This is a genomic window from Brevundimonas sp. TWP1-3, from assembly GCF_049896085.1.
Classification (GTDB): Bacteria; Pseudomonadota; Alphaproteobacteria; order Caulobacterales; family Caulobacteraceae; genus Brevundimonas.
Window position 1 is genome coordinate 902,900 of the sequence record NZ_JAFCTP010000001.1, and the last position, 15,116, is coordinate 918,015.

17 protein-coding genes and 1 tRNA gene are annotated in these 15,116 nt (G+C 66.9%); 7 read left to right on the forward strand and 11 right to left on the reverse strand.

The window, feature by feature from the left end:
* The first annotated feature begins 55 nt into the window (after nucleotides 1-55).
* Both ACP693_RS04555 and ACP693_RS04560 read left to right on the forward strand, forming a co-directional pair.
* Nucleotides 56-2,032, forward strand: coding sequence for an AsmA family protein (locus ACP693_RS04555; protein WP_426018622.1), 1,977 nt, complete (start codon nucleotides 56-58; stop codon nucleotides 2,030-2,032).
* A 75-nt stretch (nucleotides 2,033-2,107) separates the two neighbouring features.
* Nucleotides 2,108-2,959 (forward strand): alpha/beta hydrolase, encoded by an 852-nt coding sequence (locus ACP693_RS04560; RefSeq protein WP_426018619.1) that lies wholly within the window; start codon nucleotides 2,108-2,110, stop codon nucleotides 2,957-2,959.
* Nucleotides 2,960-2,976: 17 nt separating this feature from the next.
* Here the strand turns inward: ACP693_RS04560 and ACP693_RS04565 are convergent.
* The 6 genes from ACP693_RS04565 to ACP693_RS04590 all read right to left on the reverse strand — a co-directional run bounded on the left by ACP693_RS04565 (nucleotide 2,977) and on the right by ACP693_RS04590 (nucleotide 7,093).
* A tRNA-Leu gene (locus tag ACP693_RS04565) sits at nucleotides 2,977-3,061 on the reverse strand.
* 47 nt (nucleotides 3,062-3,108) lie between these two features.
* Nucleotides 3,109-3,864 (reverse strand): hypothetical protein, encoded by a 756-nt coding sequence (locus tag ACP693_RS04570; protein ID WP_426018617.1) that lies wholly within the window; start codon nucleotides 3,862-3,864, stop codon nucleotides 3,109-3,111.
* Nucleotides 3,861-4,397, reverse strand: coding sequence for a CcdC protein domain-containing protein (locus ACP693_RS04575; RefSeq protein ID WP_426018615.1), 537 nt, complete (start codon nucleotides 4,395-4,397; stop codon nucleotides 3,861-3,863). Before ACP693_RS04575 ends, ACP693_RS04570 begins: the two co-directional genes overlap by 4 nt.
* 63 nt (nucleotides 4,398-4,460) lie before the next feature.
* A complete protein-coding gene (locus ACP693_RS04580) occupies nucleotides 4,461-5,480 on the reverse strand; it encodes a fumarylacetoacetate hydrolase family protein (RefSeq protein WP_426018613.1) in 1,020 nt (339 codons plus the stop codon).
* Nucleotides 5,481-5,524: 44 nt separating this feature from the next.
* Nucleotides 5,525-5,791: a hypothetical protein gene (locus tag ACP693_RS04585; protein ID WP_426018611.1), complete on the reverse strand. Its 267-nt coding sequence runs from the start codon at nucleotides 5,789-5,791 to the stop codon at nucleotides 5,525-5,527.
* A 234-nt stretch (nucleotides 5,792-6,025) separates the two neighbouring features.
* Nucleotides 6,026-7,093, reverse strand: coding sequence for an isoaspartyl peptidase/L-asparaginase family protein (locus tag ACP693_RS04590; RefSeq protein WP_426018609.1), 1,068 nt, complete (start codon nucleotides 7,091-7,093; stop codon nucleotides 6,026-6,028).
* A gap of 379 nt (nucleotides 7,094-7,472) precedes the next feature.
* Here ACP693_RS04590 and ACP693_RS04595 point away from each other — a divergent pair, with 379 nt between their 5' ends.
* Both ACP693_RS04595 and ACP693_RS04600 read left to right on the forward strand, forming a co-directional pair.
* A complete protein-coding gene (locus tag ACP693_RS04595; RefSeq protein WP_426018607.1) occupies nucleotides 7,473-7,811 on the forward strand; it encodes a hypothetical protein in 339 nt (112 codons plus the stop codon).
* Between the two features lie 196 nt (nucleotides 7,812-8,007).
* Complete coding sequence (locus tag ACP693_RS04600; RefSeq protein WP_426018605.1) at nucleotides 8,008-8,451, forward strand: hypothetical protein; 444 nt, start codon at nucleotides 8,008-8,010, stop codon at nucleotides 8,449-8,451.
* Between the two features lie 29 nt (nucleotides 8,452-8,480).
* Here the strand turns inward: ACP693_RS04600 and ACP693_RS04605 are convergent, their stop codons facing one another.
* The 4 genes from ACP693_RS04605 to ACP693_RS04620 all read right to left on the reverse strand — a co-directional run bounded on the left by ACP693_RS04605 (nucleotide 8,481) and on the right by ACP693_RS04620 (nucleotide 12,246).
* Nucleotides 8,481-8,660, reverse strand: a complete 180-nt coding sequence (locus ACP693_RS04605) for a hypothetical protein (protein ID WP_426018603.1) — start codon at nucleotides 8,658-8,660, stop codon at nucleotides 8,481-8,483.
* Nucleotides 8,661-8,666: 6 nt separating this feature from the next.
* The gene (gene hppD, locus ACP693_RS04610) at nucleotides 8,667-9,779 is read right to left on the reverse strand and encodes a 4-hydroxyphenylpyruvate dioxygenase (protein ID WP_426018601.1); all 1,113 of its coding nucleotides are present in this window, start codon (nucleotides 9,777-9,779) and stop codon (nucleotides 8,667-8,669) included.
* Nucleotides 9,780-9,919: 140 nt separating this feature from the next.
* The gene (locus tag ACP693_RS04615; RefSeq protein WP_426018599.1) at nucleotides 9,920-11,515 is read right to left on the reverse strand and encodes a hypothetical protein; all 1,596 of its coding nucleotides are present in this window, start codon (nucleotides 11,513-11,515) and stop codon (nucleotides 9,920-9,922) included.
* Nucleotides 11,516-11,610: 95 nt separating this feature from the next.
* On the reverse strand, nucleotides 11,611-12,246 hold the full coding sequence (locus ACP693_RS04620; protein WP_426018597.1) for an exopolysaccharide biosynthesis protein: 636 nt from the start codon (nucleotides 12,244-12,246) through the stop codon (nucleotides 11,611-11,613).
* A 112-nt stretch (nucleotides 12,247-12,358) separates the two neighbouring features.
* Here ACP693_RS04620 and ACP693_RS04625 point away from each other — a divergent pair, with 112 nt between their 5' ends.
* From ACP693_RS04625 to ACP693_RS04635, 3 genes are read left to right on the forward strand one after another with little or no spacing between them, the layout of a single operon-like run.
* Nucleotides 12,359-12,514 (forward strand): hypothetical protein, encoded by a 156-nt coding sequence (locus tag ACP693_RS04625; protein WP_426018596.1) that lies wholly within the window; start codon nucleotides 12,359-12,361, stop codon nucleotides 12,512-12,514.
* Between the two features lie 38 nt (nucleotides 12,515-12,552).
* Nucleotides 12,553-13,098 carry a disulfide bond formation protein B gene (locus ACP693_RS04630; protein WP_426018595.1) on the forward strand — a complete coding sequence of 182 codons (546 nt, stop codon included), beginning with the start codon at nucleotides 12,553-12,555 and terminating at the stop codon, nucleotides 13,096-13,098.
* A gap of 4 nt (nucleotides 13,099-13,102) precedes the next feature.
* Nucleotides 13,103-13,666, forward strand: coding sequence for a demethoxyubiquinone hydroxylase family protein (locus ACP693_RS04635; protein ID WP_426018594.1), 564 nt, complete (start codon nucleotides 13,103-13,105; stop codon nucleotides 13,664-13,666).
* Nucleotides 13,667-13,879: 213 nt separating this feature from the next.
* Here ACP693_RS04635 and ACP693_RS04640 read toward each other — a convergent pair whose 3' ends face one another.
* Entirely contained in the window at nucleotides 13,880-15,082 is a 1,203-nt protein-coding gene (locus tag ACP693_RS04640; protein ID WP_426018592.1) for an acetyl-CoA C-acyltransferase, read from the reverse strand.
* Between the last annotated feature and the right edge of the window lie 34 nt (nucleotides 15,083-15,116).

The window sequence follows — 15,116 nt, forward strand, 5'->3', positions numbered from 1 at the left end:
GAATTGGCGGACTTTTCGGGCTGACGTGCATCAAAGGGCCTTGGTCCCTGCGGGCGTGCGCCTGCGGTCCTGGCGCGACTGGGTTCGCGACAACGACCCGGTCTATGCGGCGGCGCGGCGGCCCGGATCGGCGGAAAAATGGGCGGCCGGGGTCGTGCTGGTCCTCGTCGCGATCGTGGTGCTGTTTCTGGCCCTGTTCGACTGGAACATGCTGCGTGGCCCCATAGGGCGCTGGGCCTCGGTCAAATACGATCGCCAGATCGCCCTGACGGGGGATCTGGACGTCAACCTGTTCAGCTGGACGCCGTCCGCCGTGGTGCGGGGGCTCAAGGTCGGCGGGCCAGACTGGGCGCGGGATCGCGACACGGCCGATGTCGATGAAATCCGCGCCTCGGTCAGGCTGAGGAAGCTGCTGGCCGGCCAGATCGAGATGACGCTGCTCAGCTTCACCCGGCCCAGGGTGGTGCTGATCTCGGCCAAGGACGGTCGCAAGAGCTGGGCGTTGAACCCGAACAAGCCCGACACCGGCGAGGGGCTGAAGCTGCCGGTCATCCAGCAACTGATCATCACCGACGGCCAGCTGTCCTTCGACGAACAGCGGCGCGGCCTGACGCTGCAAGCCGCCGTCAATGCGCGAGAGGCGGCCAGCGGCGCGGCGGGCTTCGTGCTGGACGGACGGGGCGATGTCAGGGGATCGCCGCTGACGCTGAAGATCGAGGGCGGGCCCTTCATGAACATTCGGCGCGATCGACCCTATCGGTTCGAGGCGAACGTGACCGGGGCGGGTTCGTCGCTGAACGCCAAGGGGGCGATCACGCGGCCGTTCGACCTGGGCCGGTTCGACGCGACGATGACGATCGAGGGCGGCAATCTGTCCGATCTCTATCTGCTGACCGGCGTGACCCTGCCCAATACGCCGGCCTATCGGCTGTCGGGCGCGCTGAACCGCAACGCGCGGACCTGGACCTTCAAGGATTTCGACGGCCGGGTCGGCGCGTCCGACCTGTCGGGCGAGGTGCGGATCGATTCCGCCGAGCGTCTGAGGGTGGATGCGCAGCTGACCTCGCGCCGGCTGGACATCGACGACCTGGCCGCCGTGCTGGGCGCGCGCGTCCGGACCAATGCGGCCGGCACGGATACCGAAGCGCCGGTCGTGGTCGGCGGCAAGCTGCTGCCCGACGCCAAGCTTCAGACCGAACGCCTGCAGACGATGGACGGGACGCTGACCTATCGGGCGGCGGCTGTGAAGGCGAACGACTTCGACGTGCGGGCCGTGAACCTGGGGGCCGATCTGAAGGATGGCATTCTGAAGCTCGACCCGATCAGCTTCAACTTCAACCGGGGCGAGATGAACGGCACGGCGCGGATCGATGCGACCAAGACCACGCCCTACAGCACCGTCGATCTGCGGCTGGCCGGCTATCCGCTGGAATCGATCATTCCGGCGCGCAACGGCTCGTCGCCGTTGAGCGGCCGCGCCCTGGGTCGGGCCAAGCTGGAGGGGCCGGGCGCCTCGATCCACGACTTTGCGGCGGCGTCCAAGGGCTCGCTCAGCCTGGTGGTGCCGAACGGTCGGATGCGGGCGGCCTTCGCCGAACTGCTGGGCATCAACGCCAGCGCGGGCCTGCTGAAACTGCTCAGCGGCGATCAGTCCGAAAGCCAGATCCGCTGCGCGGTCGCCGACTTCACCGTCAGCGGGGGCACGGCGACGGCCCGGACCTTCATCATCGACACCGATGTCGTGCTGGCCCAGGGCAAGGGCACGATCGATCTGGGCGCCGAGACATTGAACCTGAAGATCGACGGCGAATCCAAGAAACCGCGCCTGCTGCGCCTGTGGGCGCCGATCACGGTCTCCGGTCCTCTGACCGCGCCCAAGGTCGGGGTGGACGTGCGCGAGATGGTCTCCCAGGGCGGGCTGGCGGGGCTGCTGGGCGCGGTGGTGGCGCCGGTGACGGCCCTGTTCGCCTTCGTCGATCCGGGCCTGGCCGAGGACGCCGACTGCGGTCGGCTGATCGCCAACGCCAGGTAGGGGCGCGGTATTCGTCAAGGCGACGACGACCGATCGGCTGGAGCGAACGTATTGAAGCGCGATGGAGCACTCCGCATGACCCGCCGTGGACTTTTCGCGCCCGCCCTGGGGCTTCTCGCCGCCGCTTGCTCGCCGCTTGGCCTGCTCAACACCTTGGGGCCGAGAGATGGCGGCGTGCGGCGTGTCGCGCGCGACATCGCCTATGGCGACGATCCGCGCCAGCAGATGGATATCTACGCCCCGACCGCACCGGGACCGTATTCGACCCTGGTCTTCTTCTATGGCGGCGGCTGGGATTCCGGCTCGCGCAGCCAGTACGGCTGGGCCGCCCAGGCCCTGGCGGCGCAGGGGTTCGTCGTGGCCCTGCCGGACTACCGCGTCGTGCCCCAGGTCGTCTTCCCGGCCTTCATCGAGGATGCGGCGGCGGCCACGGCCAAGGCGGCGGACGTGGCGGCTGAACATGGCGGCGATCCCGCGCGCCTGGGCGTGCTGGGCCATTCGGCGGGCGCGCACCTGGCGATGATGATCGCGCTGGACCGGCGCTACATGGCCGCCGTCGGTCGGCCGGACCTGATCAAGGCGGCGGCGGGGCTGGCGGGGCCTTACGACTTCCTGCCGTTCGACTTGGCGGCGTCGCGCAACGCCTTCGGCCGCGCCCCGGACCCGACCCTGACCCAGCCCGTCACCTTCGTCCGCGCCGACGCCCCGCCGCTGTGGCTGGGCCACGGGACGGCGGACACGGTGGTCCACGACGAGGACACGGTCATTCTGGACGAGCGAATGCGGGCGGTGGGCGGACGGTCCGAAGCCAAGCTTTATCCCGGGCTGGATCACGCCGACCTGATCGCGACCTTCTCGCCCCTGTTCCGCAAGAAGGCGACGGTTCTCGCCGACGTGGCGGGGTTCTTCCACCGCCAACTGGGCTGATCAGGTTTTCAAGAAGGTGGTGCGGGCGGCCGGGGTCGAACCGGCACTCCTTTCGGAACAGGATTTTGAATCCAGCGCGTCTACCAATTCCACCACGCCCGCAGAGGCAGCCTCATGCCACAGAGACGTGAGGCGGGTCTAGTGTTCCTTCAGTGGTTAGTCATGCTGAAGGTCATTCTTGTCGTGAAGACGCCGCCCGCCTGGATAGGCGCTCCGTCGATACGTTCCACCCGCCCGCTTGTTATCATCCCTAAGGCATGACGGTCGAAGCCTGAGCGTGCGGGGTTTTCGTCCAGAAGGGCGCAATCTTCGGGTTTGCCGCGTTCATCAACGGAACACTGAATTAACGCTTCCGCATAGCTGGCCGATGGCAAGGTCGGCGGCGGAGTGATTCTTGGGGGGACGGCCCAGACGACATTCAAGGGGCGGGGATCATAGATTGCGTCGGCAGCGTTCTCCAAGGCGACGTCGCAGGCCCTCATTACCGCGTCGAGCGGCGAATGATCTCGCGGGATGGCGAGTTGGTAGCGTTGGGCTCGGATGTCACCTTCTGCAGGAATGCGCACGGTGAAGCTCTCCGACGAGCGAAGGTGGCGCGCGTAGATCGAGGGGGCCGCCGCCAGAACGACCGAGCCGTTGCTGTTTGGCGCGACTGACCAAGTCGACGATACCAGCGTCTGGTCGCGAAGGCTGACATCGAGTTTCCGGGTTGCTTCGACGGTGCCCGTCGTCGGCAGTCCTCCCAACGCAAATACGAACCGCCCATTTCGGCAAGCCGCCGAGAGAGTCACCCCGACATCGTATTCAATAGACGCAGCTTCCAAGCCGTCCTTTTTCGTGGCCGTCCACGCCAGATCCGACACGGCGGCTTCTTGTGCGAGCGCCAGCAACAGGCCTGCAATCACGCCGCGACCTCCACATGGCTGTCCGTTCCCCCCGCCTGGATGCGACGGGCGCGGATGTACATTTCGACGCGCTGCATGACGATCAGGCCCATGGCGAAGACCAGGAAGGCGTCGGTCACGGCCATGGCGTTCAGATGCCATTCGGCGGCGTGGCTCTCGATCAGGTCGCGCAGCAGCGACCGGCCGGCGAACAGCACGACCAGCAGGATCAGGCCCAGGGGAGAGGCCTGGGCCATCAGGGCGCCGTCCGGCTCCCTTTCGATGGTGACGGTCTTGCCGCGATACCAGCCGGCGACACCGCCCAGCACTGCGCCGATGGCCAGCACCGCCCAGGCGGCGGGGCCGAACGGGGCGTGGGCCATGTGGGGGTTCTGCGCCGTGCCCCACAGGCCCAGGCTGATCAGCGGCAGGACGATGGCCGGCATGATCCACAGCAGATGCGGCTTCAGCACCCGCTTCCTGCGGTTCTTCAGCAGCACGACCACCAGCATGATCGGGATCATGAGCAGCGGGATCAGTTTTTCAGGCGGCACGTCGTCTCTCCCCAAAGACCGGATACGGCCTCCCCCGAGGCCGATGCGGTCAGCCTAATCCTGTCACACGTCGCTGGAAAGCGGGGCGACGGTCTGTTCGATGGCGCCGAAGATGGAGTGGTGACGGTCGTCCAGCATCTCGATCCGCACCGTGTCGCCGTGCTTGAGGAAGGGGGTCTCGGCGGCGCCGCGCAGAATCGTTTCGACCGTGCGGACCTCGGCGATGCAGCTGTAGCCCAGACCACCTTCCGACACGGGCTTGCCGGGGCCGCCGTCGGCGTCCTTGTTGGACACGGTGCCCGAACCGATGATGGTCCCGGCGCCCAGCGAGCGGGTCTTGGCCAGGTGGGCGATCAGGGTCCCGAAGTCGAAGGTCATGTCCACGCCGGCGTCGGCCTTGCCGAAGTCCTGGCCGTTCAACTGGACGTTCAGGGCGCCGTGCAGCTTGCCGTCCTGCCAGCGGTCGCCCAAGGCCTCGGGTGTGACCAGGACGGGCGACAGGGCGCTGGCGGGCTTGGACTGGACGAAGCCGAAACCCTTGGCCAGTTCCGCCGGGATCAGGTTGCGCAAGGATACGTCGTTGACCAGGCCGACTAGGCGAATGGCCTCCAGCGCCTGTTCCTGCGTCGCGCCCTGGGGCACGTCGCCGACGACCACGACCACCTCGGCCTCCAGGTCGCAGCCCCAGGCTTCGTCGGCCAGGGGGATGGCGTCGCGGGGGCTGAGGAAGCTGTCGGAACCGCCCTGGTACATCAGCGGATCGGTCCAGAAGGTGGCGGGCATTTCGGCCCCGCGCGCGCGGCGCACAAGCTCGACGTGGTTCACATAGGCTGAGCCGTCGACCCACTGATAGGCGCGGGGCAGGGGGGATGCGGCGTCCCGCTCGTGGAAGCGGCCGCGCGGCACGGCCTCGTGCTCCAGGCTTTCGGCCAGGGCTAGCAGGCGGGGACCGCAACGCTCCCAGTCGTCCAAGGCGGCCTGCAGGGTGGGGGCGATCAGGAAGGCGTCCGTGAACCAGTTCAGGTCCTGGGAGACGACGACGAGGCGGCCATCGCGGCCGTGCTTGAGCGAGGCGAGTTTCATGGACAAAGGCCTAAACCGAATTCACGGGGTTGGAAACCGAGCGATCACGCGTTTGGCGTCAACAGGGCGCGAGCCTCGGCGCCGGTACGGGCGGCCGCGTCGCGGACCTCGACCTCGACGATGACGCCGCCCTTGGGATCGACGGCCCAGAGGTAGCGGCGCTCGACCTCGACCGTGCGGCCGGACGGGGCGAAGCCTTCGTAGCTGTCGCCCCAGGGGGTGATCTTCTTCAGCTCGACGAAGGGCATGGCGCAGGCGGCGTCCAGCTCCTCCTGGGCCATCAGGGTCAGTTCATCGTCGGATGCAGGCATGGGCTCGGTCTGGAAAAAGAGAGTCTGAAACGTCTGAATAGTCTGAAATGCACTTTCGTCATCCTCCGACAAGCCGCGACAGCGGCGCAGATCGGGGGACCCAGCGGCGCCGAAGGCGATGCGTCCGCGGCACGAATGGAAAAACCTCGTCTGTGACAGCTTCGCGCTCTCGCGCGCCGCTGGGTCCCCCGGTTCCGCTGCGCGGCCCGGAGGATGACGAAAGGGGCGTGGGAATCAGTTTTCATCGGCGTAGATGGCGACGCGGGCCGGGGCGGTCGAGGAGACGGCGCCGCGATACATGCCCGAGGTGGACATGGCGAAGGCGGGGGCGCCGCCCGTGGTCATGACGATGACGCCGCCCAGGCCGCCCAGGGTCTTGGCCTCGTCGATCTCGGCCTGGGCCGCCGTGTCGGCCGCCGTTGTGGCACCGATCCGGGCGCAGATGTCGCGCGCCACGGTGGCGCGGATGAAATATTCGCCGTCGCCGGTCGCCGACACGGCGCAGCCGTCGGCGTTGGAGGCGTAGGTGCCGGCGCCGATGACGGGAACGTCGCCGACCCGGCCCCAGCGTTTGGCGGTCATGCCGCCGGTGGAGGTGGCGGCGGCGAGGCGGCCCTGAGCGTCGAGGGCCACGGCCCCGACCGTGCCGAACTTCTTCTCGTTCAGGGGCGGGGCGATCTCGGCGCCCTCGTCGCCCGAGGCCGTTGGGGACGCGGGCGCGCCGGCGGGGCGGTCCGGGATGGGCTGGCCGGCCTCGGTCAGGGCCTTGGTCAGACCCTGCCAGCGCCGCTCGGTGAAGAACCAGGACGGATCGACCTGTTCCAGCCCGACGGAGGCGGCGAAGGCGTCGGCGCCGGGGCCGATCAGCATGACGTGGGGCGAGCGTTCCATCACCGCGCGGGCGGCGGCGATGGGGTGGCGGGTCGCAGTCAGGCCGGCGACGGACCCGGCGGTCAGGTCCGAACCGCTCATGACGGCGGCGTCCAGTTCGTTCCGGCCCGCCGCCGTGAAGACCGCGCCGCGCCCGGCGTTGAACAGGGGGTCGTCCTCCATGACCTCAACCGCGGCCTGAACCGCGTCCAGCGCCGAGCCGCCCTGCGTCAGGACGGCCGAACCGGCGTCCAGCGCGCGTTGCAGCGAGGCGCGATAGGCGGCGTCCTGCTCCGGCGTCAGGCTGGAGCGCTCGATGACGCCGGCGCCGCCGTGGATGGCGAGCGACCAGCGGGGGGCGGCGTCCTGGGCGTGGGCCGAGGAAAAACACAGTGCAAAGAGTGCAATCAGTCCGAAATATGCGGCGCGCATCGTGAAACCCCTCCGGGCGCCGAAAAACAGGGTGCAATCTGTGCACTTTCCCTCCGAGGCGCCGGTCGGCGGCAGTCTAACGCAGCGCGGGGCCCTGTCAGGTCGATTGGTCGAAGAAAATCGGAAGTGTCGTAAAATCAGAGCGTTGGCGCTTAGCGATATGACGCTTCGTCCGCGCGAAAGAGGCCCGTGGTCCGAACATGTCGGCCTGATGCAGAGGCTGATCCCATTCAGGAGTACTGTCAGCTTTGCTGCCTCCAGCATAGGAGAGGGCGTGACGAACCGAAGGTCCGCTTCCATGCTGACGGTTTGCGTCGCAAATCGACACCTTGCGGGCCTTCAGCAACCGCGTACCCTCCTGTCGAAGTGAGGAACAAGCATGATCATCCTTGGATTAGCCCTACTGGCGTTTTCAGGACAAACCAACCCGGGCACGCCTTGCGCTGAGGTAGGTGGCTTCCCGAATGAATACTGGGGCTCGATCCGGAATAACATCACGTCCGGGGATTTCACGCTGCAGACCCTTGAAGGCACTACTGACTGTCGTTTCACCGAGATGGGCGTTGGAGAATGCTTTGTTTATGGGCCTGCGAAAATTCTCGTGAAATCGAAAGGCAGGAACACCTACTTTGCGATCCCTGCTCGTCTTGGAGCGGACATCCAGATTGCGGAGGGGCGTTACACGTGTCGTGCGAGGCCGTTCATCCGAACAGACTAATGGGTAGGTCCGCTAACTACCCTAAGTTGACGTTTGCGATGTCTTCTTTCTGGCCTATCCGCACACGTCTGCGTCTGCCGAAATCCAAGACCGAAATCGACCCATTGATGACAGTCTCGACGGCCGATACTCATGGATCATGATCACAGCGCTTGTCTCCGTCCTGAGCCTTCAGGCGGCTTCGATCCCGCCGGCCTTGCCGCAGGATCCGGGGCCGGAGCGGCATGCGGCGGCGGCGGCCCTGTTCCCTCGGGAGGCGTATGTTTCGGAGTACAGCTGGAGCATCAACATCGCCGCCAGCCGGCTGGCCGTCGACGTTCTGACCGAACGCAATCTGAATCTATACGATCGAGATGCCCGGCTTTCGGACCGATTGATCGCACGCGTCAAGGCCGCGCCTGATCCCGTCATCGAAGAGGCCATCCGGTGCGTGTCAGAGCCGATCGCACAAAGCCTGTTCGTTCCAGACCTGGTGGCGTTCAAGACATTCGCCTCAAGTCCCGGCGGGGCGAATGTCTGGAACTATTTTTTCAAGACCCAACCCTGGGATGCCTGCTTCCAGCAGCCCGTCAGGACGTTTCTGGCGCCGTTCATCGACGAGGATCTCGCCGCAGTCGTCGCGGAGACGCCGCTGAGATAGACGAGACAGGTTCCGGCCCCGTCCGGAACTCACCCCCGGTGGTGCAGCCGCTTCCACACCTGATAGCCGACGATGGGGGCGAAGCCGCAGAGGAGGGCGGCGATCAGGACCATCCAGAAGCCGCCGCCCAGCCAGTATTCGCCAGCCAGGGCCCCGGCGCCGGCCGCGAGGACCGGGCCGAGCCAAGGCAGCCACGTGGGCGGCCGCATCTGCATTCAGGCGTCGACCTTGATGACGCCGCGACGGATCTGGTCCAGCTCGATGGAGTCGAACAGGGCCTGGAAGTTGCCGTTGCCGAAGCCCTCGTTGCCCTTGCGCTGGATGATCTCGAAGAAGATCGGGCCGAAGGTGTCCTGGGTGAAGATCTGCAGCAGCAGGCCGTCCTCGTCCGAGCCGTCGATCAGGATGCGGTTCTTGCGCATCCGCGCCACGTCGTGCCCGTGGTTGGGCAGGCGTTTGTCGATCAGTTCGAAATAGGTCTCGATGGTGTCCTGGAACTCGACGCCGCGTTCGCGCATGGCCTCGACCGTCTCGAAGATGTTCTCGGTGGTCAGGGCGATGTGCTGGATGCCCTCGCCGTTGTAGCGACGCAGGAACTCCTCGATCTGGGAGTTGTCGTCCTGGCTTTCGTTCAGGGGGATGCGGATGGCGCGATCGGGCGCGATCATGGCTTGCGAGAACAGGCCGGTCGCCTTGCCCTTGATGTCGAAATACTTCTGCTCTTCGAAGTTGAAGACCGAGCCGTAGAAGCCGGACCAGGTGCGCATCTCGCCGCGGCGCACGTTGTGGGTCAGGTGATCCAGGATCTCCAGGCCCATCGAATTCTTGCGCTCGGATTCCTCCCAGCCCTCGATCTCGTCCCAGGTGTCGTACAGGGAGCCGGCGTCGCCATACTGGTCGATGACGTAGAGCAGCGAACCGCCGATGCCTTCGAGGATGTAGGGATAGTCGCCGCCCAGGGCGCCGCCCGAGACGCCTTGCGCCGGCTTGGCGCCGCGCTCCACCGCGCCCTCATAGGCGGCCTTGGCGTTGGTGGTGCGGAAGGCCATGCCGTTGGCGGACGGGCCATGATCCTTGGCGAAGGTCGCGGCCTGGCTGTCCGGACGATCCTGGGTCTTGCGGTGAACCAGGAAGCTTATGTCGCCCTGCTTCAGGCGGACCACGTCGGTCCGGGGGTTCACGTGCGTCTGGGTGAAGCCCATCAACTCCAGGCGCGAGATCATCGCCCTCGGCTCGGGGCCGGTGAATTCGACGAATTCGAAACCGTCGACGCCGAGGGGGTTTTCCTGGTCGATCTGTTCGACCGTGGACTGGGTCATGTCGTTCATGGCGTGTCTCCCGCACAGATTTTCGAGGCGGGCTTAACCGAAAGGGGCCGCCGATTGGCGCGGAACCTAGTCACAGAAGACGACGGAGCCAAGCCGAAGCCACGGGGTCGTGATGACGGAGGCGAGAGCGGCCGACCGTTTCAGCTCGATCGCGTCGTCAGCGCCGGGGCCGCGGTTACAACCCATGCCTTGGGCGCGACGAGCGGGGCCTTGCAGACGGCCTCGACCGTCCGGCCGTCCTCGAACCGGTAACGGACTGGCTGGCTTTGGGCGCAGCGGGCCTGAACCGCTAAGAACATGGCTTCGGCGTCGGCGTAAGGGTCATGATCCTCGATGCCGGCCAGGAGGGGGTCGCCCGACAGCACGCCGCACCGGTCGCCGGTGTCCAGCCTGATGCCCTCGGGGTTCCGGTAAAAACCTGTGCCGCCGCCGGTGCAGTTCTGGTCGTTCAGATGAAACAGGGCGGCCTGGCGATAGTCGTCCTGGCCGGGCTGATCTTTCAGGACAACGCCCAGCGACGCCAGCCGCGCTTCAATGCCCGGCCAACGGTCCATGCCCGGTCCGTCCAGCAGGACGCTCACGCCGCTGTCGCTGCGGAGAAGGGCGCGGAAATCCGCCACCCCATAGCCGTCGCCTGCGCGGCCGGCGTCCAGCATTGTCTTCCATACATCGAAGATGTCGCGCCGCCCTTCGGAAGCTTGGCGCGTTTCCAGATCGGCGATCCACTGGATCACGACGCCGCAGTCGTAGACCGCCGAGCCGGATCGCAGACGCCGGGGATCGTAGTCGCGATCCTCCAAAGCGGATCGGCAACCGTTCAGGCTTTGGGCCAGGGAGGACTTCACCTGGGCGTCGTCGATGACGCCGGACGAGACGGCGGCGACCAGGGCGCCGTATTCGGCGCCGCCCTCATGCAGCCAAGGCGCGGCGTCGCCGTCCTTGGTGATGACACCATGACCGTTCCAGAGGTGGAAGGTCTCATGCCAGACGAAGGTGGAAAGCGGCCCGCGGACCTCCTCGGGCGGGCTGTCCCAGGACGTGCCGTAGAAGCGCAAGGCGATGACGCCGGTGTCTGTCACATCCCCCCGGAACGTCGTCGGGCCGGGGCTGTCGGTCGTGACGACCAGGACCGGCTGGTAGGGCAGGTCGCGGCCCAGTCTGGCGCCGTAGAAGTTCTGGGCCGCCAGGAAGCCGTCGCCCATCAGCGTCGAAAGCGATGCGGGAACCGAAGCGCCAGTCACGACCGCCCCGCCATTCTTGCGCGTCACGGCCGCCTCCGGGCCGATATAGGCGTAGCCCTTGATCGCCTGCGCCTCGGGCAAGGTCGTCTCGCCTTCGACACGCCTCGCGGTCAGTTGGGCGTCCATACCCTTCAGCGTCAGGGCGGGACCATAGAGCACATGGCCCGCGCCGACGCGGGTCAGACCCATATAGACCCTGTCGACCTCGGCGGCGTCGGGCGCGATCAGGATTTCGAATGTGTCGAAGGGCTGGTCTGACTTCACCACGCCGTCCGCCAGGGTCACGCCGGGCGTCGTGACGGTCCATCGCGTGCGGATGATGTTTGGATCCAGGTAGGCGACCTGATCGGTCGGCTGGGCAAGGCGCCAGGTGACGGCGACGCCTTCTGGCGCCGTGCGCGCCTCGATCGCAGCCGCCTGCTGGGCCTGGCTCGGCGCGGTCCACCCGACGGCGACGCTCAAGGCGGCCAAGGTGCCGATCAGGTTCGATTTCATGGAATCAGTGCTCCGCGACTAGGCGCGCGAATATGGCGCGATGAGACGAAGCGATTCAACGACGACGTGCGCGAGACTCCACTTTCTGTACCGATTCAGCCCGGCAGCCAGCGTGTCGCCCATTCGGCGCCCATCAGCAGGCCGGTTCCCAAGGCGCCCAGGATCGTCAGCCAGACGGTGGTGACGGCGGCGCCGGCGAGGACGAACAGGCCGTCGCGCTGGATCAGGCCGACCGACAGCAGGGCCAGGGCGACCGAGGGGATGGTGTTGGTCAGGGGCATGACGATGGTCAGGGTCGCCAGGATCATGAAGACGGCCGCCAGCTTCTCGCCCGGCCCGTCGGCGAAGCGGCGCAGGCGGGGGCGCGACAGTCGGTCGATCCAGCCCAGTTTCGACTCGGCGAAATCGGCCATGGCCTTCAGCCAGGCGCCCTTGCATCGCAGGTTCAGGAACCAGCGCGGCAGCCACGGCTCCTCGCGCCCGACCAGCATCTGACCGGCCAGCAGGATGACGATCAGGCCGACGATCTGCGGCACCCCGTAAAGGCCGGGCACCAGGCAGGGGATGGAGAGCAGCAGGATCAGCAGCCCATAGGCGCGCTCGTCCAGCCGGTCGCGAATCTCGTGCAGGGTCAGGCCTGCGTCGCCGCCGTCGTCCGCCAGCCGTCGCAAGAGGCGGGTGACGTTGTGGCTGACGTCGTCCTGTTTTCCGGGGGAGGGTGTGGGCGTCATGCGATCCGATTAGGGGGTTGAAGCCGGCGTTGCTAGGGGACGACGTCGCCTCAGGGATTTTCATGCTTCGCCAGCTTTACGACCGCGTCTTGGATCTGGCGCGGGGGCGTCGGTGGTGACGCGCGGCGGGCGGTTCTTCCTGGAGGCGTGGATCCTGAAACGCTGGGGTCCGGCCATGCTGGCGCAGGTGGAAAAGCGGCTGGCGCTGTGGAGCGTGATCGGCCTCGTGGCTCTGGTCGGACTGATCGTCGCCGTGAAGCTTCTGTAAGTCGACGTAAGGCCTGGGGAGGGGTAAGACTTTTCGCAATGATCGACGCCTATCGCCTTCTGACCCGTTGGTGGACCGCCTTCGCCTTGGCCGCGTCGCTGGCCATGCTGGGCGCGGCCCATGCTTTCGAGCGGTTCGGGGGGCTGGAGCCCTGCAACCTGTGCCTCAAGCAGCGCGAGGCCTATTGGGGCGCGGTCGCGGTCGCGGCGGTCGCCACGGCCTGGACCCTGATCAGCGGCAGCCGGCGGGGAACCCCTCGCATCGCCGCCTTCCTGCTGGCCGCCGTCTTCGCCACCGGGGCCGTGACGGCCATCTTCCACATGGGCGGTGAATATGGCTGGTGGGCCTTGCCCGCGACCTGTTCGTCGGTCGGCGGGTCGGTCGATATTGACAGTCTGACGGCCCTGGCCATGGGCACGGGGCCGGTGGTCAAGGTGATCGGTTGCGGCGACGTGGCCTGGAGCTGGCTGGGTCTGTCGATGGCCGGATGGAACGCCATCGCCGCCTCGGCGCTTGCGGTGTTCAGCCTGCTGGCCGCCAAACGCCCCAAAGACGCCCGCGCCCCCCGTATCGAGAAGGCCTGATCTGATGAGCGGCTCCATTCCCCTGCCCAGACCTGGACGTGGCGCCGACAAGGCGCGGATGGACGAGATCCTGCGGGTCGATCATGCCGGGGAGTATGCCGCCGTCCTGATCTATCGCGCGCAGAAGGCGGTGTTCGAAGGGCGCAAGGGCAGGGGCGAGATCGCCCGCGACCTGGGCGAGATGCAGGACCAGGAGGCGGTGCATCTGGCGCGCTTCGACCGGCTGCTGAACGAGCGGCAGGTGCGGCCCACAGTGATGACGCCCCTGTGGCGGATCGCGGCCTCGGCCCTGGGCGCCGGCACGGCCCTGATGGGCGAGAAGGCGGCGCACGCCTGCACCGAGGCGGTCGAGAGCGTCATCGAGAAACACTATGCCGACCAGATCGCCGAGATCGGCGAGCGCGATCCGGCCCTGGCGGCCGAGCTGAAACAGTTCCGCGACGAGGAGCTGGCCCATCACGACCACGCCATCGAACACGGCAGCCGCGAGGCGCCGGCCTATCGGTTGCTGAGCGGGGTGATCAAGGTCGGGTGCAAGGCGGCGATCAAGATCAGCGAACGGGTTTAAGGCCGTCGTAACCCTCTGCCTTGACCTGGTGGTCTATTCTTTCGTCATCCCCCGGCGAGCGTAGCGAGGCCGGGGGACCCAGCGGCGCCGTAGGCGATTCGTGCGCCGCACTATCCTAGACGCAAAGTCCGCAACAGGTTCGCGCTCTCGCGCGCCGCTGGGTCCCCCGGTCGGCGCCGCAAGCGGCTTGCCGGAGGATGACGAAAGACGAAATCAGTAAATCTCGAACAGGCCGGCCGCGCCCATGCCGCCGCCGATGCACATGGTGACGACGCCGTATTTGGCGCCGCGACGCTTGCCTTCGATCAGGACATGGCCGGTCATGCGGGCGCCGGACATGCCGTAGGGGTGGCCGATGGAGATGGCGCCGCCCGAGACGTTCAGTCGGTCCATCGGAATGCCGAGGGTTTCAGCGCAATAGAGGACCTGGACGGCGAAGGCCTCGTTCAGCTCCCAGATGCCGATGTCGTCCACCGTCAGGCCGTGGCGCTTCAGCAGTTTGGGCACCGCATAGACCGGGCCGATACCCATTTCGTCCGGCTCGCAGCCCGCCACGGCCATGCCGCGATAGACGCCCAGCGGCTGAAGGTTGCGCTTCACCGCCTCGCCGGCCTCCATGATCACGCAGGCCGATGCGCCGTCCGACAGTTGCGAGGCGTTGCCGGCGGTGATGAACTCGCCCTGCTGGATTTCCTCGCCGGCGCCGAACACGGGCTTCAGCGACTTCAGGCCTTCCAGGGTGGTTTCAGGCCGGTTGCCTTCATCCTTCGACAGGGTCACCTCTTTGGATGAGGTCTCGCCGGTCGCCTTGTCCGTGACCAGCATGGAGTTGGTCATCGGCACGATCTCGGCGTCGAAACGGCCCGCCGCCTGCGCCGCCGCCGTGCGCTGCTGGGACTGGAGCGCATATTCGTCCTGGCGGTCGCGGTCGATGCCATAGCGCCGGGCCACGACCTCGGCCGTCTCAAGCATCGACATATACATGTGCGGCGCCAGCTTCAGCAGGGCCTCGTCCTTGCCGCGGTACAGGTTCATGTGCTGGTTCTGGACCAGGGAGATGCTTTCCAGACCGCCGCCGACCGCCATCTTCTGCTGATCGAAAACGACCTGTTTCGCCGCCGTGGCGATGCCCATCAGGCCCGAGGCGCACTGGCGATCCAGGCTCATGCCGGGAACGGTCGAGGGCAGGCCGGCGGCCAGGGCGATCTGGCGCGCCACATTGGTTCCGGTCGAGCCCTGCTGCAGGGCCGCGCCCATGATCACGTCCTCGATCTCGGCCGGATCGACGCCGGCGCGCTGGACCGCGTGCTTGACTGCATGGGCGCCGAGTTGCTGGGCCTGGGTGTCGTTGAAGGCCCCGCGATAGGCCCGGCCGATTGGGGTGCGGGCGGTGGAGACGATGACGGCTTCGCGCATGAGCTTTCCTCCTGGGGCTATCGCCCTTCGGGCT